Here is a 21,517-nt window from a genome sequence, read left to right as displayed (position 1 = left end):
GCCGAACCCCGCTCGAAGTCACTCTTTGCAACTCAAGGCGGAGAACGGCCCTTGGCCCAAAAGCCTTAGCGCAGGGCAGTGACCCCGAAGGTGGCGAGCACACCGAACAGCACGCCCCAGATGATGATCGAGATGATCTGCCAGACGATGACGGCGTTGCGCGAAGCACCGAACGACACCATCGCGGCCGAAGTGATCTGGCTGGGCAGGAGGGTTTGGCCGAGCAGGCTGACTCCGGCAACTCCGTAGCGATCGAAACGCTGGCGCAGCTTCTGGCGACGGGGCGCTTCGGGCTTGGGCTCGCGGCCCGCTGCAACCTTGGCACGAACCCGGTGCGCTACGAACACGAAGATCAGCATCGAGATCACGTTGCCGATGATCGCGGCGATGATCGCGACCATCGGATTAATGCCGGTGACAATTCCAATCACCGACCCGCCATACGATTCCACATACGGAATCGCGGCGATCAGAATCACGCCTACCCACTGCAGCAGTTCGGGGAGTCCAGCGGTGAAGGAGCTGAGGGTGTCGTACATGGTGTGCCTTTCTTAAGGGGATGACGTAGTTCGTCCGGCTTGCGACTATCTGAGGTGCCGGCGATGTATCAATCCTCGCCGCAGCCGACCGCGCTGGGCAGTGCCGCGGCGTCACGGCATCCAGTGCACTTTCGCACCCGCGACTGTGACAAATGTCACTGCTCTACGCTGGGGCCATGCTTGAAACCACCACGCCTGCGATGCCCGGCGGCAGCGAACACGCTCGCGGTGTTCGCGGCGTACGCGCCACCTGGAATTACACGCTCGGCTCGATCGTGTTCTTCTACATCGTGCTCAACGCGATCGTGATTCTCAACATGCTCGTGGCCTTCGCCGCCTCACGCTCCCCGATTGACGCGGCCCTCATCGCGCTGGCGGTGGCAGCGGCTGCAGCCCAGGTTCGCGGATGCTGGTTTCTTCGCACGGAGCGCGGGCGCGGCATCCCGAGCACCATGTGGCTCGCAGCTCTTCTCGCGCCCGCCATTACCGTATGGGTGCTTGGGCTGTTCAGGCCCGAGATCGGATTCTTGGCGGCGCTTCCGCTGTGGATGGGCTTCTGCGTTATCGCACCGCTCCTGCCGCGACGCCACCTCTGGAGTGTGCTGGGCGGTGGACTTGCTCTCTCGATTGCTCATCCCGTGCTCTCGACCACCGTTCTCGGCAACCCCGTCAATGCCGGGGTGACGGGCGATTTCTGGCTCGTGCTCTTCTACGGCCTGCTCTTGCCGGTGATGGTGCTCACGGGTTTGTGGTGGTGGGACATTGTCGTCACCCTCGACCGCCTTCGTTCGAGCGCTGCCGAACTCGCGGTGACCGAAGAACGACTGCGTTTCGCCTCTGACCTGCACGATATTCAGGGGCACCACCTGCAAGTGATCGCCCTCAAATCTGAGCTGGCCGAGCGGATGCTGGCCATCGACCCCGCAGCAGCCCGCGAACACATTCACGAAACTCGGATGATCGCCAAGCAAGCCCTCGAAGAGACCCGCTCCCTCGTGGCCGGCTATCGCGAAGTCGAGCTGGACAACGAACTCGAGAACGCACGCGAAGTGCTCGCCGCGGCGGGCGCGCACTGCGATCTGGTGATTGGCCGAATGCCGGACGATGCCGACGTGAGGCGCGCCTTGGGGCTCGCCGTGCGCGAAGCGACCACGAACATCTTGCGCCACAGCGAAGCCAGCCACGTGTCGATTCAGCTCACTAGCAGCGACACCGAAAGTACTCTCGTGATCAGCAACAACGAGCTGCGGAGCTCGGCCGCGGCGGGAGAGACTCCCGGTAGCGGGCTTGTCGGGCTCCACAGCCGAGTCGCTGCCCTCGGGGGTGAGCTCGCCACTGAGGTTGATGACAACGGAGATCGCTTCGAGCTGAGCGTGCGGATTCCGGAGCGGTCGCGGGTGACAGCGTGAGCGGGACTGGCGCGAGTGGGGCCAGCGAAGCACCCCGCATCATCCGCCTGCTCATTGCGGACGATGAGCATCTCATTCGCGGTGCGCTGAGTGCACTGCTCAACTTGGAAGCCGATATCGAGGTCGTCGCGAGCGTCGACAACGGTGTTGCTGCGGCAGAGCAAGCGCTCGAACTTCAACCGGATGTCTGCCTGCTCGACCTCGAAATGCCGCAGGCCGATGGCATCGAGGCGGCCACGCGCATCCTCTCGACGGTCGCGACGAAGGTCGTCATTGTGACCCGCCACGCTCGACCCGGCGTGCTGCGCCGCGCTCTCGCCGCACGCGTTTCAGGCTTCGTGCCCAAGTCGACGCCCGCCGAAGACTTGGCCGCTGTGATTCGTGATGTCGTGGCCGGCAAACGCTACATTGATCCCGAAATTGCGGCGACGGCCCTCACCGCCGACCGCTGCCCTCTCACGGATCGCGAGCTCGACGCACTGCGGTTCAGTCGCTCCACGATGAGCGTGCAGGAAATCGCTGACGCTCTGCACCTCGCGCCCGGAACCGTGCGCAACTACCTGTCGTCCGCGATGACGAAACTCGACGCTCGCTCGCGGCACGATGCCGCCGATAAGGCGTGGCAGCAGGGGTGGATCTAGCGAGTCGTGTAGCCGTAGGTGAAGTGCCCGGCGTAGCGGAACCAGTCGCCCAGCAGCGGAGTGCGGAGCCGAACATCCACCTGCTGGCGTCCATTGGCCCACGATTCGTCGACCGTAACCGTAGCGAGAGCGGGGATTCGGACCCGCAGGCCCGCCAGATGTAGCCACTGGCGATCGGACCTCAGCTGCATGCGGCCATCAATAACGGTGAGCATCATGCGCACCTCGAAGCCGCCGCGGCGCCCCAAGAAATCGTGCAGGTGACCGTCAACGACGCGCATCTCATCCTGCAAGACGCGGTCGCGGCCGGCGAAGTGGAAGGTGCGTACGGCGCCGAGGGCACCATCCGTGGTGGGGGTGTTGAGGACATCGAAGGGCACGTTGTGCTCGTACTCGGGAAAGAGGATGCGCTGCCACGCCATGAAAGCCAGCACCGGTTTCAGGATGCGCAGCGGCGCGCCCGCTGCGTCGAACACTCCACTGCCGACGCCAACGCGCTGACCACCGTCGAAGTAGGGGCGGAGCTCAAGAGCGAGCGTGTCGAGCTCGGCACCGAGCACACGGCGGTAAACCGACTCACTCACGATTGCGACCGCGATCCGGCTTGCTGAGACGTGGATGCCGCGGGATGCTCGCGCAACGAGCTCACGCACCGTGAGAGCAGGTCACCCAAGATCGCTTGCTCGTCCACGCTGAGTTTCGACTTCATCCGGTCTTCTACTTCTCTGACTGCCGCGCTTGCGGTGACGAGCTGACGTCGGCCGCTGGCGGTGAGTTCGACGGGGAGTACGCGACCAGCGACTGGCTGCTCGGGTCGACTTACGAAACCGTCGCGCTCAAGAGATTGCAGCAACACGTTCATCGCTTGGCGAGTGACGAAAGCACCGCGGGCAAGCTCGGAGTTCGAGAGGCCGGGTCGCTGGGCCAGCAGTTCGAGGCACGAGTAGTGCGTGATGTTCATGCCGAGCGGACGCAGCACGGCCTCCATGGACGACCGGAGGGCACTGGACGCTTCCTTCAGGAGGTAGCCCAGCGAGGTATCGAGATCGATTCCGGTCGGCGGTTGCGTCATGTCAATATTCTGACATAGAGTGTGCGATGTCAACTAATTGACACGCATAAAAGGAGAACTATGAACCCCGCATCCGGCCCCGATTTCATCTCATTGCAAGTTCGCGACCTCGAAGCCGCGGGCGCCTTCTACGAAAAATACCTCGGCTTCAGCCGCCAGCCCGGGCCGCCCCACGCGATCGTTTTCGGCACCACCGCGACAGCTTTCGCAGTGCGCGCCCCCGCCCCCGGCGTTGACCTCGACTCGGTCTCGCAACTCGGACTCGGCGTCGGCATCTGGATGCACGCCACTGACACTCAAAGCATCCACGACGCCCTCGCTGCCGACGGCATCACAATCACCTCGGCTCCCGTTGATGGCCCCTTCGGGCGCACCTTTACGTTCGCCGACCTCGATGGCTACCAGATCACGCTCCACGACCGTGCGTAGTTCACAAGCACACTGCACAGCGACAACGCCGCGCGCCGACTCTCACCCACGACTAGACCACGGACAGATCTAACCTGAGCGACACTTGCTTTCCAGGTTTGGGCGTGGTGGGATCGAGAGCATGATTCTCCTTGGTTGGGCCTCAGCAATTGCGGGCGGCTATTGGAGCTCCGCCCTCGTGGTCCTCCTGTTTCTTCCGGGCCTCATCATGATCCCCGTGCACAATCGCAGGGTTGCTCACAGTGACGTCCGATGAGGGACGAACCTGCGGGCCATGGCCCGTAAGGAGAATTTCGGGTGCTAGCTTCCCGCTGGCATCTCGTTGAATTGCACGATGAGCTCGCCGTAATCCTCGAGGCCGCCGGCCGACCAGCGCCCTGCCGTGCCCTCGCGGCTGCTGCATGCGCTGCATTGGTTTCTTGAGTCCTACGGCGTCGAGCCGATCGACACAGACAACTGCTCTTGAGTCCCCGCTACAGCTACTCGCCCCGCGAAGCTACGAGACTTGCACCCCAACCCGATGCCAGCCCTCGGCACCGTCGGGTACGACGGGAACGGGAGTTTCCGACTGCGTTGTGCCGTCAGCATCCGTGGCCCGCACTTCGATAATGTGGTTGCCGCTGGTGGCTTCCCACGGGTAGACCCACTGCACCCAGGTGTCTGCGGAGATCGCGGTCGCCAGTTCGGCATCCTGCCACGCGCCGCCGTCGATGCGGACTTCGACGCCAGCGATTCCGGTGTTCGGGGCCCAAGCGACACCAGCCACGGCGACAGTACCCGCTTCGACCGTGGCGCTTGCGCTCGGCACATCGATGCGGGACTGAGTCTTGACAGGGCCTTTGGCCGACCAACCACGATCAGTCCAATACGCCGTGGCATCGGCGAAACGCGTCACTTGCATCTCGACAACCCACTTCGTGGCGGAGACGTAGCCGTACAGCCCAGGCACGACCATCCGCACCGGAAAGCCGTGCTGTTGCGGGAGCGGCTCGCCATTCATCCCGACCGCCAAAATGCTTTCGCGGTTTTCATCTTGCAGCGCTTCGAGGGGCGTACTGGCCGTGAAGCCGTCGATGCTGCGCGAGAGCACCATGTCGGCCCCCGCCAGCGGTTTCGCTTTCGCGAGCAGATCGCGGATGGGGTAGCCCAGCCACATGGCGTTGCCGACGAGATCGCCACCGACAACGTTCGAGACGCACGAAAGCGTCGCAGCAGTCTCGACAAGGGGTAGCTCAAGCAGTTCGGCGAAGGAAAGCTCGATCTCGTTCTCGACCATTCCGGTGATGCGCAGTCGCCACTCATCCGCATCGACATTGGGAACGACGAGGGCGGTATCGATGCGGTAGAAGTTTGAGTTCGGGGTGATGAGCGACGAGATGCCGGGCACATCGAGACTCGCGCTGGCGGGGATGGCAGGGGCGGCAATGGCCGGCGCCGGCAGCTTGAGGGCGGTACGCACGGCATCCACAACCGTGGCGCTGGCATTGACGACGCGAGCGCCGACGCCCACGAGAACTGCACCGACGGATGCCACACCCACGATGCGCAGAAAATCGCGACGCGACGCGGCCGGCACCCGGGTGGGAGTGGCGGATGACCGTTGAGCGCTAGCGGCACGCGCGGCCGCCGCGCTTCCGGCAGGCGTCGTGGCGGGAGCGACCGGGGCAGAGTTCACCCAGCGTCGCAACCGAATCATGGTGATGCGCAACACGAGAACGCCAGCGACGACGCCGAGAACGGTGGGCATCGGCCAGCTTGCCGTCGCTTGGGCGCGGGTTGTCACGGCGATCGTCGCGATCACGCCGACGAAGACGAGCAGGATGACGCCCCAGCTGGGCCGCGCGTATTCAACGAGACCGATTGCCACAGCGAGAACCAGCACGAGCAGCCCCACGCACAGCAGCAGCACAATCTTGTCGTTGGTGCCGAAGAGCGCGATCGTGAGGTCTTTCAACCATGACGGCGCGAGGTCAATGACGAGGGAACCGACAGCAAGCACGGGGCTGCTGGCGGGAGAGATGAACACGGCAAAGAATTCGGCGACGGCGAGCACCACGGCAGCACTGAGCACGCCAAGAACTGCCGACCAGGTGCGGATGCGCTTTACGCTCAGTTCGACGGGCGGGGCAGTCTTCGTCGCGGTGGTCACAGGCAAATCGCTTCTTCCTCAGTAAGACGAGAGACCGGGGGTCTAGACGCCGGGCTGGACTTTGAACGCCCTCTTCCAGAACCGCCGAAACAGGAGTCACAACCAACCCTAGACGCGGCTGCTGTATAGACGGCGGCAGGGTTCAAGATGAGTCAAAACCGTAAGAATTGGCAGTGAATCGGGGCGAGTCGCTGCGCTAGGCCGAGACGGGCTCGTACGTGCCGCAGCTGAAGCGACTGCGGTAGGCGCTGGGCGTGAGGCCAAGTTTGCGCGCAAAGTTCTGGCGAAGAACAGCAGCGGAACCGAAGCCGCTCTCCCACGCCACTTGCTCGAGCCCCAGCTCGGTCTCCTCAAGAAGTCGTTGCGCGTGCAGCAGTCGTTGCCTCCCGAGCCAGGCTGCGGGGGTGGTGCCGAGATCCGTTTTGAAGCGTCGGGCGAAGGTGCGCGACGACATTTGCGCGCGGTGAGCAAGCTCCTCGACCGGCAACTCCTCGCGAAGGTTCTGCAGCATCCAATCGGTCACCGCGGCAAACGATTCGGATTTCACGACCGGCAAGGGCTTGTTGATGAACTGCGCTTGGCCGCCATCTCGCTGCGGCGCGATCACCATGCGGCGCGCGATGCGATTCGTGATTTCTGCCCCGAGTTCTTGCCGAAAGAGGTGCAGGCAGGCGTCGATACCCGCCGCCGTTCCCGCACTCGTGATGATGCGGTCATCCTGCACATAGAGAACGTCGGGGTCGACGTCGATCTGGGGATACATCTCGGCAAAGGTCTGCGCGTACATCCAGTGCGTTGTTGCGCGGCGTCCATCCAGCAGTCCGGATGCCGCCAAAGTGAACGAGCCGCTACAGATGGCCAGCACCCAGGCTCCGCGCGCGACCGCCCGCTCGAGCACTGCGGAGACTCGGGCATCCACGGTTCCCCACATTGCACGAGGAATCGGGGTGAGCACAATCACGTCTGCCTCATCGGCGAACGACAGGTCGTTGTCGACGTTCATCGTGTAGCCGATACTGCTGCGGATCGCGCCCGGGTCTGCAGTGAGCACCCGAAAATCGAATGGCTGGATGCCGTCATCCGTGCGATCGAGTCCGAAGGCTTCGCAGGCGAGCCCGAACTCGAATGGCGTGAATCCGTCCTGCACGATGACTGCGACGCGCTCCATGGGAACCTCAACTCTTCACTGGATACGCCACTCACAAAGTTGGCAGTATTCGTTCGATAGATGGCATAGCTGCCACTGTTGGCACTATTTATACGATCGTAGCGTTGGTGCCATGTTCATCGCAATCATTATCGCCACCGTCTCAGCCCTCGCCATTGTGGGCACCATCCGCGAACTCCCCCAAGGGGGCAGCCGCCGAATTCCCAACGATTGGAGCCGCCTACCTTAGACCTCTGCCATCACTGCTCTGCGATCATTGCTCCATGAGCACAGTGAACGTCCGCCCCATGACCGCGAGCGAGTTTGACGCGTGGCAACACGCAACGACCGCAGAATTCGCCGCGGAGCAAGTCGCGATCGGGCGCTGGCCGCTCGAAGGTTCGGTCGAGCGGGCTATCGCCGACAACACCTCACGCCTGCCGCAGGGCATGAACACTCCGCGCATGCTGTTCCTGCAGGCAACGGATGCCGACGGCGCGACTGTCGGGCACGCGTGGGTCAGTCTCGACCACCCGCAAGGGTCACCCGACTTGGCGTTTCTGTACGACATCCACGTGGCAGAAGAGCGCCGCGGCATGGGCTTCGGTCGCGCACTTCTCGCCGCAGTCGAAGCCGCTGTCGTGGATGCTGGGGTGCCTGCTCTCGAGCTAAACGTGTTCGGGCACAACACGCCCGCCGTCTCGCTGTACGACTCTTCGGGCTACGCCGTCACCACGCAGCAAATGCGCAAGACGCTCAGTCCGGGCCGCAAATAGGAGCATCTTCTCAGGGAGGAATAGTGCGTGCCAGTCGGTGTTGACGTTGATACGACCGACAGAAAGAGATCCGCTGTGAACTTGTTTTCTCCCACGACCCTCGGCGAGCTGAACCTCTCCAACCGCTTGGTGATGGCACCGCTCACTCGCACCCGCTCGGGGAAGACCGGCGTTCCCGGCCCGATGGTCGTCGAGCACTATGCCCAGCGCGCCTCGCTCGGCCTGATCGTGTCTGAGGGCACCTACCCGAGCCACGCCGGGCAGGGTTTTCCGGGTCAGCCCGGCCTAGTCGAGCCCGAACAGCTCGTGGGATGGCAGCACGTCACCGACGCAGTGCACGCGGCGGGCGGCCAGATCGTCGCACAAGTGATGCACGCCGGGCGAGTAACCCACGAAGCCACCAACGGCGGATACCCCGTGGTCGGCCCGAGCGCGATCGCGATCAACAGCCAGACCCACACCTACGACGGCAAGCAGCCCTACCCGGTTCCGCATGCGCTCACCGATGACGAGCTCACCGGTGTGATTGACGAGTTCGTGACGGCCTCGCGCAACGCCGTCGAGGCGGGCTTCGACGGCGTGGAGCTTCACTCCGCCAACGGCTACCTGCTGCACGAGTTTCTCTCCCCCACCTCCAACCAGCGCGAGGGCCAGTACGGCGGCTCCCCCAAAAACCGCGCTCGCTTCGTGATCGAAGTCGCTACCGCGGTCGCCGAGGCGATCGGTGCCGGCCGCGTTGGCCTGCGCATCTCACCACAACACAACATCCAAGACGCCCTAGAAACAGACGATGCGGATGCCCTCGCGACTTACGGCGCGCTGGTCGACGGCCTTGCCCCACTAGGGCTTGCGTACCTCAGCGTGCTCAACGCCGACCCCACCGGCACCTTCGTGCAAGAGCTGCGCGCCCGCTTTGGCGGACCGGTGCTGCTTAACAGCGGCTTTCAACAGATGACGACTCGCGACGAAGCACTCGAGCTCGTGCGCGACGGTCACGCCGAAGGAGTTGTCGTGGGCCGCCCAGCCCTCGCCAACCCCGACCTGGTCTATCGCTGGCAAGAAAACCTGCCGCTGAACACGCCCGACGCCGCCACCTTCTACGGCGCCGGTCCCGAGGGCTACACGGACTACCCGACCTTCGAGCCAAGCTAACGCGCCACTTGAGCGGCCAGCCACGAATGACGTTTCTGGCATTTTGACGACATTTGGTCTCTCAAGTGTACCAAGTGCGTGCTACATTGAATGTACTTTGCCATTAGTACATTCAATCTTTACGGAGCTGCCTCCATGCCCGATCTCGTCGTACTCATCTGGTTGAGTTTCCGCTCCATCATCATTGGGCTGGCACTGGCAGTTGCGTGGTGGCTGACACGAGGGCGCACAAGGCGGCTGCCCACCGGACTGACCGCTGCAGTCACGGCGACCGCGACTTCCCTAGCTCTGACCGGCCTCATTTACCTGAATGCGGCCATCGGGTTCCCCGTACTCCAGCCCCCGTTGTCCGAGCATCTTCCGCTATGGGTATTCGAGATGCGCGTTCTCTGGGCTCTCGCGATCGGAATCCTCGCCGTCGCGCTCTGTGCCATACCCATCGGCCCCCACACACCGCGTGGTCACGCAAGCCTCACCCGGCGAACACCGTTCAGCTTCGGCCGTCGGTGGTGGTTCGCTAGCGTCACCACAATTGTCGGCACGATCGTCACCGTTTCCGTGCTGGCCGGGATGGCTTCCGAACCAGACGAAGAGGGCCTCTGGCGCAACTACACCGTGGATGCCGGGAGCTCAATCTCGTTCGGAACCCGAATCTACGGCTGGTACTACTCGGTGCCTGCGTTGATGCTTCTCGCCGCACTCATCGCGGTCACCATCGTCGTACTCTGGCTCATCGCCCGCCCTTCGCTCAGCGCCAACCTCGACGACGATGTGCGGATGCGTCACCTCAGAACCCGGAATATCCTCGCTATCGCGAGCGGAGCTCTCCTGATTCACCTCGGCTCAATATTCACGTCACTGTCCAATACAGCGTCATTGCGGGGCGGCGCCGCCATCGGCGAAAATGGCTGGGGTTCGTGGACAACCCCGTTTGCTGCGATGCAGCCAGCTCTCCTCTTTATCGGCCTCGGCATTGCTGCTCTCGGATATGCGCTCTGGTTCGGGGTTCTACTTTCTGCGGCGTTCATGCGTCGCACGAGCCCCGGCACCGCCACCGCCACCGCCACCGCCACCGTTCGATCATGATGATTAGCTTGGCGGGGTCCTCCCCCGCTGCCGACCAAATTCGCGACCAAATTCGCGGCCTTATTGCCGCCGGAACTTTGGCCGCTGGCGAACGAATACCGTCAGTTCGGCAACTTGCAAAAGACCTCGGCGTTGCCCCCGGAACGGTCGCGAAAGCCTACAAAGCGCTCGAATCTGAAGGACACCTTCGCACCCACACCGGAGGAGGAACCCGCGTCAGCGCAACGGCATCGGCTACACCTCTCGCCGTTGTCGAAGCTGCGCGCGCTCTCGCTGAAACCAGCGGGCGCGCAGGTGTCGACCTCGAAGAAACCACCCGGGTTCTTCGTGCGATCTGGGCGTCGCAAGAGAGGGACGATTAGGGCCGCCCGCTAGCTAGTGAACGGATCCAAGCCGGTCGCCTCGACCGCAACAGCCCAGAGCTTCTCGGCAGCCTCGGGATCGATCGCCCACGCCTTGGCGCCGCCAGTCATCATGTCAGTGTGGTCATCGGCCACCACACCCTTGATGGAGCAGTCTTCGCAGTAGGCACCGCCACGGTCGGCGAGCTCGGGAGCGGTTGCCGCCCACAGTCCCGTGGATGCACCTTCGGCAGGCGTCTTGAACAGCGGGTTCGGGTTGCCGTCTTCGTCGATCCACTGACGAGCAAGCAGTTCTTCGCGGGGCATGTTGCGCTGCAGATCAGTCATGATGCCACCGGGGTGCACCGAGAACGCGTGGATGCCACGGCCGGTCAGGCGAGCATCCAGCGCAACAGCGAGAAGGGCATCCGCTGTCTTCGACTGGCCATAGGCAACCCAGGGCTCGTAGTCGGTGGAGTCGAAGTTGATGTCGTCGAAGTTCACGGGTGAGCGCCAGTGGCCAACGGACGAGTACGACACGATGCGTGCGCCATCCTGCAGCAGCGGCTCGAGGCCCGCGACGAGCGCGAAGTGCCCGAGCAGGTTGGTGCCGAACTGCAGGTCCCACCCTTGAGCGGTGCGCAGTTCGGGCGTTGCCATGACGGCGGCGGCGTTGATCATGAGGTCAACGGGGGTGCCTGCGTCGCGCATCCCGGCGGTGAAGGCGGCGACGGAGTCGAGGTCGCCGAGGTCCATCGCCTCGATCTGAACGCCGTCAACACCGGCGAGCACTTCCGCTGCCTTGTCGGGGCGACGGGCAGGAACGATTACTGTCATGCCCGCGTCGGCGAGCGCCTTCACGGTTTCAAAGCCGAGGCCCGAGTAGCCGCCGGTGACGACAGCGGTCTTGCCGGCGAGGTCGAAGCCGGCAATTACTTCGGATGCCGTACTGCGGTAGCCGAAACTTGATTCGAGGGGCTGTTGGCGGGCGATCATTTCTGCGGAGGAGATCATGCTTGTGACTCTAAGAGTTGGAGCGCACTCTAGGTCAAGCGCGCCAGCACACTCCCAGACAATTTGCCGTCTTTCGAACAACGCCCCACCTCACGCGAACAGAGAAAAGCCCGGGCCGACCGAAGTCGACCCGGGCTTGATCCCTGGTGCTAGCTCACGTGAGCGGTATTAGCTCTTGGTGACCTGGAAGTACAGCGGAACCGAATCCCAACCGAACTCAACGTTCTCGACCGTGTCAGCCGAGACGCCGGTGGCGTTGGAGTACCACAGCGGAATGCTGGGCAGGTCCTTGAGCAGAACTTCCTGAGCCTGCTGGTAGAGCGCGGTTGCCTCGTCGACGGACTCAGCAGCTGCACCCTCCTTCAGGATCGCGTCGAACTCGGGGTTGGTGTATCCCTCGAAGTTCGAACCGGCACCGGTCTGGTACAGGGGTGCGAGGAAGTTGTACAGCGACGGGTAGTCGGCCTGCCATCCGGCGCGCGTTCCACCGGTCAGCGTGCCAGCAACACGGTCCTCGAGTGAGGACTTGAAGTCGGGGTACGACTTGCCAACAGCTTCAATACCGAGCGTGTTCTTGATGCTGTTTGCTACAGCTTCAGCCCATGCTTGGTGTCCGCCGTCGGCGTTGTACGCGATGTCGAACACAGTGTCACCGTACGGTGCGATGGCGTCAGCTTCAGCCCACAACTTCTGAGCTTCTTCGGGGTTGTACTGCAGCACGTCGGCACCCTTGAGCGAACTCGAGTAGCCGTCTACGACGGGCGACGTGAAGTCGGTGGCCGGCGTGCGAGTGCCCTGGAAGATTACGTCGGTGATCTCGTCACGGTCGATCGACATCGAGATAGCGGCGCGACGCAACTCTCCCTCTTCCCCGCTGAAGTGCTCAAGGTAGAAGGGGATGTTGAAGCCCTGGAAAATGGCTGCAGGCTGGTTGATGGCACGGTCGCCGAATTCGTCCTCAAAGATGCTGAACGCACTGTCGGGAACAGCGTCGAGGATGTCAAGGTTTCCCCCCAGAACGTCTGCGTAGGCAGCATCCTGCGAGGTGTAGAACTTGAAGGTCACTCCACCGTTGGCGGGGGTGCGAACACCGTCATAGTCAGGGTTCGTCACGAGGTCGATTTGAACGTCGTGCTGCCACGCGTCTTCGCCGTCCATCATGTACGGACCGTTACCGATGGGGTTCTCGCCGTAGGCTTCCATGTCCTCGAAAGCGACGGTCGGCAGCGGCATGAACGCCGTGTAGCCGAGGCGCAGGGGCCAGTCAGCTTCGGGCGAGGTGAGAGCTACTTCGAACGTCAGGTCGTCAACGGCGGTGAGGCCGGTGAGTTCTGCGTCTTCTTCATAGTTGAAGCCTTCGATGTTGTCGAAGAAGTAGGAAGAAGCCTGCGCGTTGCTGAACGTGGCGCCGTAGGTCCAGGCGTCGATAAACGACTGCGAGGTGACAGCTTCACCGTTCGTGAAGGTCCAACCATCCTTGAGGGTGACGGTCCAATTCTGGCCGTCTTCTGACTCAATCGACTCAGCGACGTCGTTCTGGATGCTTCCGTCAGCCGCGTAGGTAACCAGACCCGCATAGATGGAGGTCAGGATCTTGCCGCCACCCACTTCGGTGGTTCCCGTGGTGATGAGCGGGCCCAGGGGCTCGCTTCCGTTTGTCGTGATGACCTTGTTGATGTCGCCCGATTCTCCGCCGTTGTCACTGCTTGCGCAGCCAGCGAGAGTGAGCGAGACAACAGAGACGAGCGCTACTGCGCCTACCCCGAAACGTGCTGTCTTCATGGTTCCTCCTGTGCAATGAGCGCCTACGGTGCAATCGGTGAGCTGCCCCGGGCGTTGGGAATACTTTAGGGGCGATAGCTCGACTCCTAGCGTAAACAGTCAGAATGTTACCTCGTTGTTAGGTTCAAAAGCCGTGGTGCCTTACAAAAGTTTACAAAAACGACACATGACCTATCATTGCTTTCAGGTGGATGCCGTAGGGTTTCGCCATGACGGCATCCCGCCGCACCGAGCAGAGAAAGAAGTAGAGACGATGACGAGCGCGCCAATCCTCATGTTTTCGAGCACGATGTCCGCCGATATGCGGCACGTAATCACCCACGAGGTGCACGACCCGTTCCTCTACATCGAGGTCGACGGAAAGCGGTACACCGCCATCAAGTCCCTTGAAGCAGCCCGGATGCGCGATGTCGACAACATGACCGTCTTCCCTCTTGAAGAGCTCGGCTTCGATGACTTCCGCTCGGCTGGGCAAAGTCCCGACCTCGCCGAGCTCAACTGCCTGGTTGAGGCATGCGCCCGCACCGGAGTGAAAAGCGCGAGCGTTCCCTCCACCTTCCCGCTCGGCGTCGCCGACCACCTCCGTGCCGCCGGCATCGAGCTCAACGTCGACAACGACCTCTTCGAGATGCGTCGCCGCGTAAAGTCACCCGCCGAACTCGCTGGCATGCGCCGCGCTCAGATCGCCGCCGAAGCCGGCGTCGCCCACGTCGCCACCCAGATGGAAGCCGCAACGGTCGGCGCCGATGGCGGATTGCTCATCGACGGCAAGCCCCTCACGTGTGAAGACCTGAAGACGGGCATCCGCGCCGCCTTCTTGCGCAACGGTTGCGAAGACGCCGGCCTCATCGTGGCTCACGGCGAGCAGACATGCATTGGCCACCACGCTGGCTCGGGCCAGATCTTCGAGGGCGAGCCCGTCACGGTCGACATCTGCCCCCGCGACACCGCGTCCGGTGGAAACTCCGACATGACCCGCACCTTCGTCAAGGGCGAGATCAACGAAGAGCTCCAGACCTACTGGCGCATCGTGAAGGAAGCCTTCGACAACACGCTCGCAGCCATCCGCCCCGGTCTCCCCGTAGCCGAGCTGCACCGCATCTCGTGCGAGCCGATCAGCAACGCGGGTTACCCCACGCAGCTCACCAAGAAGCCGGGCGAGGTTCTCAACGAGGGCTACTTCCACAGCCTCGGCCACGGAATCGGCCTCGAAGTTCACGAAGCTCCCGGCCTTGGCCAGAACGACGCCGTGTTGGTTGCCGGTGACGTGATCGCCATCGAGCCCGGCTGCTACCGCCAGGGCTTCGGCGGAGTCCGCCTCGAAGACATCGTTCTCGTCACCGAAGACGGTGCAGAGCTCATCACGGACTACCCCTACGAGCTCACCCCCGTCGCGATTTCCCGAGGAGTCTAAGCGTGCGCGACCCCCGTATTGATGCCGCTCGCGAGCAGAGCATCCGCGAATGGCAGGAATTCTGTCGCTTCCCCTCCGTGGCGAGCGATCGTGTTGCAATCGAAGCTGCCGCTGACTGGCTGGAGCAGAAGCTTCGCCGACTCAGCGAGCGCGTTGAACGCATCGAGATTCCCGAATACGGGCCGGTCGTCGTCGCCTACTTCCCCGGAGCGAGCGACAAAACGCTCATGCTCTACAACCACTACGACGTGCAGCCTGTCGGCGACCTCGACCAGTGGATCTCGGGGCCCTTCGACTCCGAAATCCGCGACGGTGCCATGTGGGCCCGCGGTGCCTGTGACGATAAGGCCGATGTCACGAGCCGCCTACGCGCTCTCGAACTGTTCATCGAGGATCACCCGAACGGCTTGCCGTACAGCATGATCTACCTCGCCGACCCGTGTGAAGAGATCGGTAGCCCTGGCCTCGAAACAGTGTTGGCCGAGAATGCCGAACGCCTCAGCGCCGACGCCGTGCTGTGGGAAAGCTACCTTCGTGAAGACGATGGTCGCCCCGCAGTCGGCTTCGGATGCCGTGGCGGCATGGAGATCAGCCTGAGCCTGAACATCCTGGCTTCCAATCAACACCCCTCGTACTCGCAAATTCTGCGTTCCGCACCGCTCGAGTTGATGCGCGCAATCACGTCTCTCGTCACCGAGGACGGCCTCATCGCCGTTCCCGGTTTCACGGATTCTGCGCTGCGCCCGGATGCCGCGGCGAAGGCTCGCACGCAAGAACTTTCACTTCCCGGCGACGCCATCAGCGTCCCCGGCATCAGCCCCCTCAAGGATCTGCCCGAGGCGGAGCTGAAGGAACGGTTCATCTTCACCCCGTCGATGAGCCTCTCGGGCTTCGACATCGACCCCAGCGTCAGCCACAGCGTTCCGGCGAAGGGCACCGCAAAGGTTCGCTTCGGGCTCGTTCCCGGCATGGACCCGCAGGCCTGCTTCGAGACCGTGAAGGTGTTCCTCGCTGAGACCGCTCCCGACATTCAGGTCGAGCTCATCCGCACCATGCAGCCAGCGTTCTCGCCGGTAGACACTCCGTTCGCGGTCTCCGTTCTCGAAGCTGCGACGAAAGCTTTCGAGGCAGAACCCGTCATCTACGATGTGATGACTGGTTCCGGTCCCGGAGCATTCTTCCTGGAGCATCTCGGGGCTCCCCTGATTTCGCCTACCGGAACATTGCGACCGGAGGGAAATATGCACGGCTACAACGAACACGGCTACCTCGAGGACTACCTCACCCACATCCAGTTCACTCTTGACCTGCTCAACAACCTTGAGGCCAACGGGTTCGCGAACAATGACTGATCCGGTAGCGGCCACCGAAGCATCCAAGATCATTGATCTACTCGAGCCGAGTACCCCCAAGGTCGAGCTTGACCCGGTTGACCTTCAACTGATTCGCCACTTGCACGAAGATGCCAGCGTCTCGCTGCGCAGCCTCGGTGCACTCGTCGGGATGTCGGCCCCCAGTGTGGGCGAGCGCGTTGCGCGCCTCGAACGCACGGGTGTCATTCGCCGCCGCAGCATCGAGATGGACTGGTCGGCCATGGGTCGCCCCATGCTCGTTGTGATCCCCATCAAGATCACTGCGGACGCCAAAATGTTGACCGTCATCGAGGCTCTGCAGGCGATCCCCTCGCTCACCGAGATTCTAATTCTGAGCGGCACCTACGACATGATGGCGCGCTTCCGGTTGAAGGATCACGCCGAGCTGCAGACGCTCCTGCTGGAGAAACTCGGAGCCGTTGCCGGTCTTCAGCGCGTGGAAGCCATGATCAGCTTGGGCCGCGTCGACGACACGTCGCCGCTCACCCACATTCTCGACTTAGACGACTAACCGCCCCAACAGAAAGTAGCCCCGTGCGCATCGATGATTCGTGGCGAGACCTCGCCGCCCCCGACTTTTCCCTCTACGCAGGGCTCGATCCTGAGCGTCGGATCATGATGATGGGTGCCGACCCGTTCGCACCAGACAAGTGCCTCCCCGACCACGTCATCGACGCCACCAAGCAGGCGCTCGACGAGGGCAAGACTCACTACTCGCTCGACAACGGCTACGCCGAACCTCGCCTCAAGACCGCGCTCGTGAACAAGCTGCGCGACTTCAACGGCATGGAGATCGACCCCGAAACCGAACTGATGGTGGGCCCCAGCTCAGCCTTCACCCTCTTTCTCTCGATTCGCATTTGCATCCGCCCCGGGCAGGGTGATGAGGTTCTCGTGACAAGCCCCGGCTTCGCGGAGAACATCAACGACATCCACCAGATGGGCGCGGTCTGCGTTGAGGTTCCGACCTACGAAGAAGACGGCTTCGCTCTGCGGATGGATGAATTCCGCTCGCGCATCACAGAACGCACCCGCGCCATCGTGATCACCAACCCCAACAACCCCACCGGCACCGTCTACACGCGCGAAAACCTGTTGGAGCTAGCCGCTCTTGCTGAAGAGTTCGACCTCGGCGTGATCGTCGACCAAGACTTCGAGCGCCAGATTTACGACGGCGCAGAGTACGTGAACTTCGCCACTCTGCCGGGCATGCGTGAGCGCACCCTCACCGTTTTCGGAACCTCGAAAGACCTCGGCCTCACCGGCTTCCGTGTGGGCTACCTCGTTGCTCCGGCCGAGATCATGCCGATGCTCAAGATCGCGACCTTCAACTACGTGGGCCCCACCAACACCTTCGCCCAGTACGGTGTTGCCGCAGCCTACGAGAACCCCACCTACACCGACGAGTGGTTCACGATCTACAACAAGCGCCGCCACGACATCTACGATGCACTCCAGGGCATCCCCGGTGTTGGCGCGTCGATGCCGGCCGGTGGTTTCTACCACTGGGTGAACGTCTCCGAGCTCGGCACCTCGCTCGAAGTGGTCAAGCACCTCGTCGAAACTCAGCAGCTCGGAGTCTCGCCCGGCAACTGGTTCGGGTCGGCCGGCGAAGGCTACATCCGCGTGATGTACGGCTCGAACGGTCGCGACGAAGTCTTCCAAGAAGGCGTCTCGCGCTTGGCCGCTGGCCTGCGCGAATTCGCGGAGCTCAAAGGCGTCAGCGCCGCCGCTTAGATTCGCGCGCTCTCCGCACCCCGTTCGACAGTCCCGTTCGACTGTTCCGCTCGAAGGGGCTTTCGGAATACCGCTGGTGGCGGCAAGGTTGTAGGCATCATGACCGACCTCCTTGCCGCCGACACCGCAATGGGCGCCGTCACGCTCAGCGTTGCAAACCTCGACGCGCTCACCGCGTACTACCGGGATGCCGTGGCCCTCACGGTGCTCAGCGAGTCTTCTGACAAGGTCGTTCTCGGGCGCGGCACCACACCCGTCGTGATCCTCAAGCATTCACCCGCGCTCAAGCACGCGAGCCCTCGCGATGCCGGGCTGTTCCACACGGCCATCCTGTTCGACACGGAAGAAGCGCTCGCGGCATCCGTCTACTCGGTTGCCACTCGCTACCCGAAGACGTTCACCGGCAGCGCCGACCACCTCGTGAGCAAGGCCTTCTACTTCACCGACCCCGAGGGCAATGGCGTCGAACTGTACTGGGATCGCGACCGCACCCAGTGGAGCTGGACCCACGGGGCGATCGAAATGGCGACCCTGTTTCTCGACCCCAACGACTTCTTGCAAGAGAACCTCACCGAGGCGGCAGTCGAACGACCCGTGATCGGTGGCGCCCGTGTCGGCCACGTGCACCTGCAAGTCGGTGACGTCGCAACCGCGCGCGAGTTCTATGTGAACCAGCTTGGCTTCGAAGCGACCACCGAGATTCCCGGCAGCGCCGTGTTCGTGAGCGCCGGCGGCTACCACCACCACATGGCCATGAACACGTGGAACTCCAGTGGTGCCGGTCCGCGCCTGCCCGCACTCGGACTCGCCCAAATCGACATAGCGGTGCCGAACGCCGACGACCTCGGAGCATTAGGTGAACGGATGACGCACCACGGCATCCCGCTGCGTCACGATGGTCAGACCCTCAGCTTCGATGACCCGTGGGCCAACCAGATTCGCGTGAGCACCGCGCCGTAGCGTGCACTAGCGCGCTAGCCGCCGGAAATACTAGCGAGCGAACGAGCGAACCGCCACGTTACCCGCCGAGGCGTTCGTCGATCTCGCGGATGACCGGCCAGGCGCCCTCTTCGGAGTTCGAGAGCACGACAACGTCGAGACCGTTCTCGAGGTAGTGGCGAACGATTCCGGAGGCGCCGGGGCTCACACCGTCGGCGAAGTAGCTGCGTACGCTGCCGTCTTCGTTCATGTCGAACTCAAGGCCGAAGCCGTACCAGGTCTCGTCGTCGTACTGAACCTGCGGGGTGAGAAACTCTTCCGTGAACTCGGTGTCGAGAAGCTCACCGTTGCGCACGGCCTGGATGAAACGCACGAGGTCGGCAGCGGTAACGTGCGCTCCGCCATCGGGCAGACCAATGGGCGGGGCACTGTAGATGTTGGAAACCCAACGGCCGTCGATGTAGTCCCAGCCCTCGGCAACGCGCGGTGCGGCATCCCGACGGTCATAGAACCCCGAATCGATCATGCCTGCTGGCGTGAAGACCTCGTCGAAAATGTACTGGCGGTAGTCGCTCTTGGTGACTTTCTCAAGCGCCAGACCGGCAAGCACATAGCCCGCGTTCGTGTAAATGCACTCGACGCCGGGCTCGGCCAGTGGCTCCTTGTTCACAAAGGTGGGGAGCTGGTCGGCGGGCTCAAGAATGGTGTAGGTGGGGAACTCTGCCCACAGGTCGGCGTAGCTTTCGCCCTCTTCTTCATCCACGTCATCCGCAATGCCGCTCGTGTGCGTGAGCACATGCAGCAGCGTGACGGCGGGGTCGATCTCGGTATCGGCGAGGTCGACATAGTGATGAATGGATGTCTCAAGGTCGAGGTTATTCTTCGACACTTGCTGCAGTACCGCCACGCTCGTGAAGAGCTTGGTGATGGAGCTGGAATCGAAGCGGGTATCTGCCGTGTTCGGTACGTCCCAACGCTGGCTAGCCTGACCGGCGACAGCTTCGTAAATGGTGGCATTGCCCCGCTTAATCAGGACCGTGCCAGAGAAGTCGTTGTGCTCAAGAAAATCGTCGAGTCCCGTGGTGTCCATAGTGCGAGCCTACCCAGTCTGACTCGCCATTTGTTCGCCGGATGCTGTGGGTGACCTTGACGATTGCTGAGTGCGCTCCCGGCGCTCACACCGTGCAATAGCGAGCTCCAGTCATCCGGTTACGACGCCGCGTCGGCACTCTCCGCCAGCAGCAGCTCTTCGGCGGCGGCCACAGAGGCGCTTCGCCACACGGCGAGCGCGGCCACGACGATGATGAGCACGAGAACCCCGGCGCCCCACGCGAGCCCGGCGTACCCGACCATCGCCAAGATCGGCCCGGCAAAACCGCCGCCCAGAGCACCCGCGAGGCTCATGATGGTGTCGCTTCGACCCTGAATGCGCAGCTTCGTTTTACCCGTGGCCAGGTCAGCAACGAGCGCCGAACCTGCAACGGTCGACGCGCTCCAGCCCAGACCCAGCAAAACGAGCCCCACGGTGACAGCCGTATTACTGAGCTCGCCCAGAGCAACGACCACCACGGATGCCGCGAAGAAGCCCTGCCCAGCAAGAATTGTCGGGATGCGGCCGAACCGGTCACTCGCCCAGCCGAACACCGGCGAGAGCGCGTACATGCCGGCGATGTGCAGGCTGATCGTGAAGCCGATGATCGTGAGACTCGCTCCGTGGTGACTTAAGTGCACGGGCGTCATTGCCATGATCGAGACCATCACCGCGTGACTAATCGCGATAGCAGCAACGGCGAAGACCAACGGGCCTTTACCGCGCACGATTCCGGCATCCGCTGCCACCGCCGTGTCGACCGGACGATTGCGAGCGAGCGCGAGCGGATCGGGGCGCAATGCCACGAGGTACAGCATCATTGCAGCAAGTTGGGCCGCGATCGCGAATACGAAGGAACCCGTGTTGAGGGGCAGCGACAGCCACTGAGCAATGGCCTCACCCGGGCCGACAAGGTTCGGACCGGCCACAGCGCCGATCGTAGTCGACCAGACCACAAGCGAGAGGTCACGACCGCGGTGCTCGGGAGCCGCAGCATCCGTCGCCGCAAAGCGCGCCTGCAGGCCAACCGCGGTGCCAACGCCGAGCATCGCGAAGCCAAGAATGAGCAGCGGGAAAAATGCGACGCCCACCGCGACCACGGTGATGAGCGAGCCACCCGCCGCGATACCGGCGCCGAGCGCGAGGGCTGGCCGGCGGCCCCAACGCTGAGCAAGCCGAGCAAGGGGAATCGACACAAGAGCTGCCCCCAGGGTGCTGGATGTCGCAGCCGCGCCCGAGAGCTCCTCACCGCCCAGATCGGCAGCCAGAATCGCGCCCACCGCCACGGTCGCACCGAGACCCAACCCGGCGAGCACTTGGCCCGCAACGAGAGTGCGGACGATGCGGGATTGCACTGCGCGGTCGATGTCCATGAGTACAGTCTGGCGCACCGCTCGGCTCCGCTAGACTGTGGGCATCCAACCGCG

At 63.0% G+C, this 21,517-nt stretch carries 21 protein-coding genes; 12 read left to right on the top strand and 9 right to left on the bottom strand.

What is annotated here, in order from left to right; all coding sequences use genetic code 11:
- Positions 1–65: 65 nt before the first annotated feature.
- Positions 66–539 carry a hypothetical protein gene (locus ACR3YK_RS06615; RefSeq protein WP_486174147.1) on the bottom strand — a complete coding sequence of 158 codons (474 nt, stop codon included), beginning with the start codon at positions 537–539 and terminating at the stop codon, positions 66–68.
- Between the two features lie 176 nt (positions 540–715).
- On the opposite strand from ACR3YK_RS06615, the gene ACR3YK_RS06610 reads away from it, so the two are divergent.
- Complete coding sequence (locus ACR3YK_RS06610) at positions 716–1,948, top strand: sensor histidine kinase (protein WP_486174146.1); 1,233 nt, start codon at positions 716–718, stop codon at positions 1,946–1,948.
- Positions 1,949–1,986: 38 nt separating this feature from the next.
- Positions 1,987–2,589 (top strand): response regulator transcription factor, encoded by a 603-nt coding sequence (locus tag ACR3YK_RS06605; protein ID WP_486176382.1) that lies wholly within the window; start codon positions 1,987–1,989, stop codon positions 2,587–2,589.
- On the opposite strand, the gene ACR3YK_RS06600 is transcribed toward ACR3YK_RS06605, so the two are convergent.
- Together ACR3YK_RS06600 and ACR3YK_RS06595 are read right to left on the bottom strand one after the other, a co-directional pair.
- On the bottom strand, positions 2,586–3,173 hold the full coding sequence (locus tag ACR3YK_RS06600; RefSeq protein WP_486174145.1) for a DUF4166 domain-containing protein: 588 nt from the start codon (positions 3,171–3,173) through the stop codon (positions 2,586–2,588). The genes ACR3YK_RS06605 and ACR3YK_RS06600 overlap by 4 nt on opposite strands.
- Positions 3,170–3,661 carry a MarR family winged helix-turn-helix transcriptional regulator gene (locus ACR3YK_RS06595; protein ID WP_486174144.1) on the bottom strand — a complete coding sequence of 164 codons (492 nt, stop codon included), beginning with the start codon at positions 3,659–3,661 and terminating at the stop codon, positions 3,170–3,172. The genes ACR3YK_RS06600 and ACR3YK_RS06595 overlap by 4 nt, the downstream gene beginning before the upstream one ends.
- 60 nt (positions 3,662–3,721) lie before the next feature.
- Between ACR3YK_RS06595 and ACR3YK_RS06590 the strand changes: the two genes are divergently transcribed.
- Positions 3,722–4,090 (top strand): VOC family protein, encoded by a 369-nt coding sequence (locus tag ACR3YK_RS06590; protein WP_486174143.1) that lies wholly within the window; start codon positions 3,722–3,724, stop codon positions 4,088–4,090.
- Between the two features lie 496 nt (positions 4,091–4,586).
- Here ACR3YK_RS06590 and ACR3YK_RS06585 read toward each other — a convergent pair whose 3' ends face one another.
- Positions 4,587–6,239: a molybdopterin-dependent oxidoreductase gene (locus tag ACR3YK_RS06585; RefSeq protein WP_486174142.1), complete on the bottom strand. Its 1,653-nt coding sequence runs from the start codon at positions 6,237–6,239 to the stop codon at positions 4,587–4,589.
- Positions 6,240–6,435: 196 nt separating this feature from the next.
- Positions 6,436–7,407, bottom strand: a complete 972-nt coding sequence (locus ACR3YK_RS06580; RefSeq protein WP_486174141.1) for a GlxA family transcriptional regulator — start codon at positions 7,405–7,407, stop codon at positions 6,436–6,438.
- Positions 7,408–7,670: 263 nt separating this feature from the next.
- Here ACR3YK_RS06580 and ACR3YK_RS06575 point away from each other — a divergent pair, with 263 nt between their 5' ends.
- The 4 genes from ACR3YK_RS06575 to ACR3YK_RS06560 all read left to right on the top strand — a co-directional run bounded on the left by ACR3YK_RS06575 (position 7,671) and on the right by ACR3YK_RS06560 (position 10,762).
- Positions 7,671–8,162 carry a GNAT family N-acetyltransferase gene (locus ACR3YK_RS06575; RefSeq protein ID WP_486174140.1) on the top strand — a complete coding sequence of 164 codons (492 nt, stop codon included), beginning with the start codon at positions 7,671–7,673 and terminating at the stop codon, positions 8,160–8,162.
- Between the two features lie 75 nt (positions 8,163–8,237).
- The gene (locus ACR3YK_RS06570) at positions 8,238–9,314 is read left to right on the top strand and encodes an alkene reductase (protein WP_486174139.1); all 1,077 of its coding nucleotides are present in this window, start codon (positions 8,238–8,240) and stop codon (positions 9,312–9,314) included.
- 135 nt (positions 9,315–9,449) lie between these two features.
- Entirely contained in the window at positions 9,450–10,400 is a 951-nt protein-coding gene (locus ACR3YK_RS06565) for a hypothetical protein (RefSeq protein ID WP_486174138.1), read from the top strand.
- Positions 10,397–10,762 (top strand): GntR family transcriptional regulator, encoded by a 366-nt coding sequence (locus ACR3YK_RS06560; protein WP_486174137.1) that lies wholly within the window; start codon positions 10,397–10,399, stop codon positions 10,760–10,762. The genes ACR3YK_RS06565 and ACR3YK_RS06560 overlap by 4 nt, the downstream gene beginning before the upstream one ends.
- 9 nt (positions 10,763–10,771) lie before the next feature.
- Here ACR3YK_RS06560 and ACR3YK_RS06555 read toward each other — a convergent pair whose 3' ends face one another.
- Together ACR3YK_RS06555 and ACR3YK_RS06550 are read right to left on the bottom strand one after the other, a co-directional pair.
- Entirely contained in the window at positions 10,772–11,755 is a 984-nt protein-coding gene (locus ACR3YK_RS06555; RefSeq protein WP_486174136.1) for an oxidoreductase, read from the bottom strand.
- A gap of 168 nt (positions 11,756–11,923) precedes the next feature.
- On the bottom strand, positions 11,924–13,537 hold the full coding sequence (locus ACR3YK_RS06550) for a peptide ABC transporter substrate-binding protein (protein ID WP_486174135.1): 1,614 nt from the start codon (positions 13,535–13,537) through the stop codon (positions 11,924–11,926).
- A 166-nt stretch (positions 13,538–13,703) separates the two neighbouring features.
- Between ACR3YK_RS06550 and ACR3YK_RS06545 the strand changes: the two genes are divergently transcribed.
- The 5 genes from ACR3YK_RS06545 to ACR3YK_RS06525 all read left to right on the top strand — a co-directional run bounded on the left by ACR3YK_RS06545 (position 13,704) and on the right by ACR3YK_RS06525 (position 19,021).
- A complete protein-coding gene (locus ACR3YK_RS06545; protein WP_486174134.1) occupies positions 13,704–14,951 on the top strand; it encodes a M24 family metallopeptidase in 1,248 nt (415 codons plus the stop codon).
- A gap of 2 nt (positions 14,952–14,953) precedes the next feature.
- Complete coding sequence (locus ACR3YK_RS06540) at positions 14,954–16,303, top strand: M20/M25/M40 family metallo-hydrolase (protein ID WP_486174133.1); 1,350 nt, start codon at positions 14,954–14,956, stop codon at positions 16,301–16,303.
- Positions 16,296–16,835: an Lrp/AsnC family transcriptional regulator gene (locus tag ACR3YK_RS06535; protein WP_486174132.1), complete on the top strand. Its 540-nt coding sequence runs from the start codon at positions 16,296–16,298 to the stop codon at positions 16,833–16,835. Before ACR3YK_RS06540 ends, ACR3YK_RS06535 begins: the two co-directional genes overlap by 8 nt.
- Before the next feature lie 23 nt (positions 16,836–16,858).
- Positions 16,859–18,061, top strand: coding sequence for a pyridoxal phosphate-dependent aminotransferase (locus tag ACR3YK_RS06530; protein WP_486174131.1), 1,203 nt, complete (start codon positions 16,859–16,861; stop codon positions 18,059–18,061).
- A gap of 99 nt (positions 18,062–18,160) precedes the next feature.
- Positions 18,161–19,021, top strand: coding sequence for a VOC family protein (locus ACR3YK_RS06525; RefSeq protein ID WP_486174130.1), 861 nt, complete (start codon positions 18,161–18,163; stop codon positions 19,019–19,021).
- Positions 19,022–19,079: 58 nt separating this feature from the next.
- Here the strand turns inward: ACR3YK_RS06525 and ACR3YK_RS06520 are convergent, their stop codons facing one another.
- Both ACR3YK_RS06520 and ACR3YK_RS06515 read right to left on the bottom strand, forming a co-directional pair.
- A complete protein-coding gene (locus tag ACR3YK_RS06520) occupies positions 19,080–20,090 on the bottom strand; it encodes a serine hydrolase domain-containing protein (RefSeq protein WP_486174129.1) in 1,011 nt (336 codons plus the stop codon).
- 119 nt (positions 20,091–20,209) lie between these two features.
- Complete coding sequence (locus ACR3YK_RS06515; RefSeq protein ID WP_486174128.1) at positions 20,210–21,463, bottom strand: MFS transporter; 1,254 nt, start codon at positions 21,461–21,463, stop codon at positions 20,210–20,212.
- Between the last annotated feature and the right edge of the window lie 54 nt (positions 21,464–21,517).

The organism is Salinibacterium sp. 10G20-15, assembly GCF_057365065.1.
Note: the sequence above shows the minus strand (reverse complement) of the source record. Positions and strands in the feature narration are given on the sequence as shown.

Coding starts and splice junctions, on each gene's coding strand:
- ACR3YK_RS06615 (WP_486174147.1), bottom strand. CDS start 539: ATGTACGACACCCTCAGCTCCTTCACCGCTGGACTCCCCGAACTGCTG.
- ACR3YK_RS06610 (WP_486174146.1), top strand. CDS start 716: ATGCTTGAAACCACCACGCCTGCGATGCCCGGCGGCAGCGAACACGCT.
- ACR3YK_RS06595 (WP_486174144.1), bottom strand. CDS start 3,661: ATGACGCAACCGCCGACCGGAATCGATCTCGATACCTCGCTGGGCTAC.
- ACR3YK_RS06590 (WP_486174143.1), top strand. CDS start 3,722: ATGAACCCCGCATCCGGCCCCGATTTCATCTCATTGCAAGTTCGCGAC.
- ACR3YK_RS06580 (WP_486174141.1), bottom strand. CDS start 7,407: ATGGAGCGCGTCGCAGTCATCGTGCAGGACGGATTCACGCCATTCGAG.
- ACR3YK_RS06575 (WP_486174140.1), top strand. CDS start 7,671: ATGAGCACAGTGAACGTCCGCCCCATGACCGCGAGCGAGTTTGACGCG.
- ACR3YK_RS06565 (WP_486174138.1), top strand. CDS start 9,450: ATGCCCGATCTCGTCGTACTCATCTGGTTGAGTTTCCGCTCCATCATC.
- ACR3YK_RS06560 (WP_486174137.1), top strand. CDS start 10,397: ATGATGATTAGCTTGGCGGGGTCCTCCCCCGCTGCCGACCAAATTCGC.
- ACR3YK_RS06555 (WP_486174136.1), bottom strand. CDS start 11,755: ATGATCTCCTCCGCAGAAATGATCGCCCGCCAACAGCCCCTCGAATCA.
- ACR3YK_RS06550 (WP_486174135.1), bottom strand. CDS start 13,537: ATGAAGACAGCACGTTTCGGGGTAGGCGCAGTAGCGCTCGTCTCTGTT.
- ACR3YK_RS06545 (WP_486174134.1), top strand. CDS start 13,704: ATGACCTATCATTGCTTTCAGGTGGATGCCGTAGGGTTTCGCCATGAC.
- ACR3YK_RS06535 (WP_486174132.1), top strand. CDS start 16,296: ATGACTGATCCGGTAGCGGCCACCGAAGCATCCAAGATCATTGATCTA.
- ACR3YK_RS06525 (WP_486174130.1), top strand. CDS start 18,161: ATGACCGACCTCCTTGCCGCCGACACCGCAATGGGCGCCGTCACGCTC.
- ACR3YK_RS06520 (WP_486174129.1), bottom strand. CDS start 20,090: ATGGACACCACGGGACTCGACGATTTTCTTGAGCACAACGACTTCTCT.
- ACR3YK_RS06515 (WP_486174128.1), bottom strand. CDS start 21,463: ATGGACATCGACCGCGCAGTGCAATCCCGCATCGTCCGCACTCTCGTT.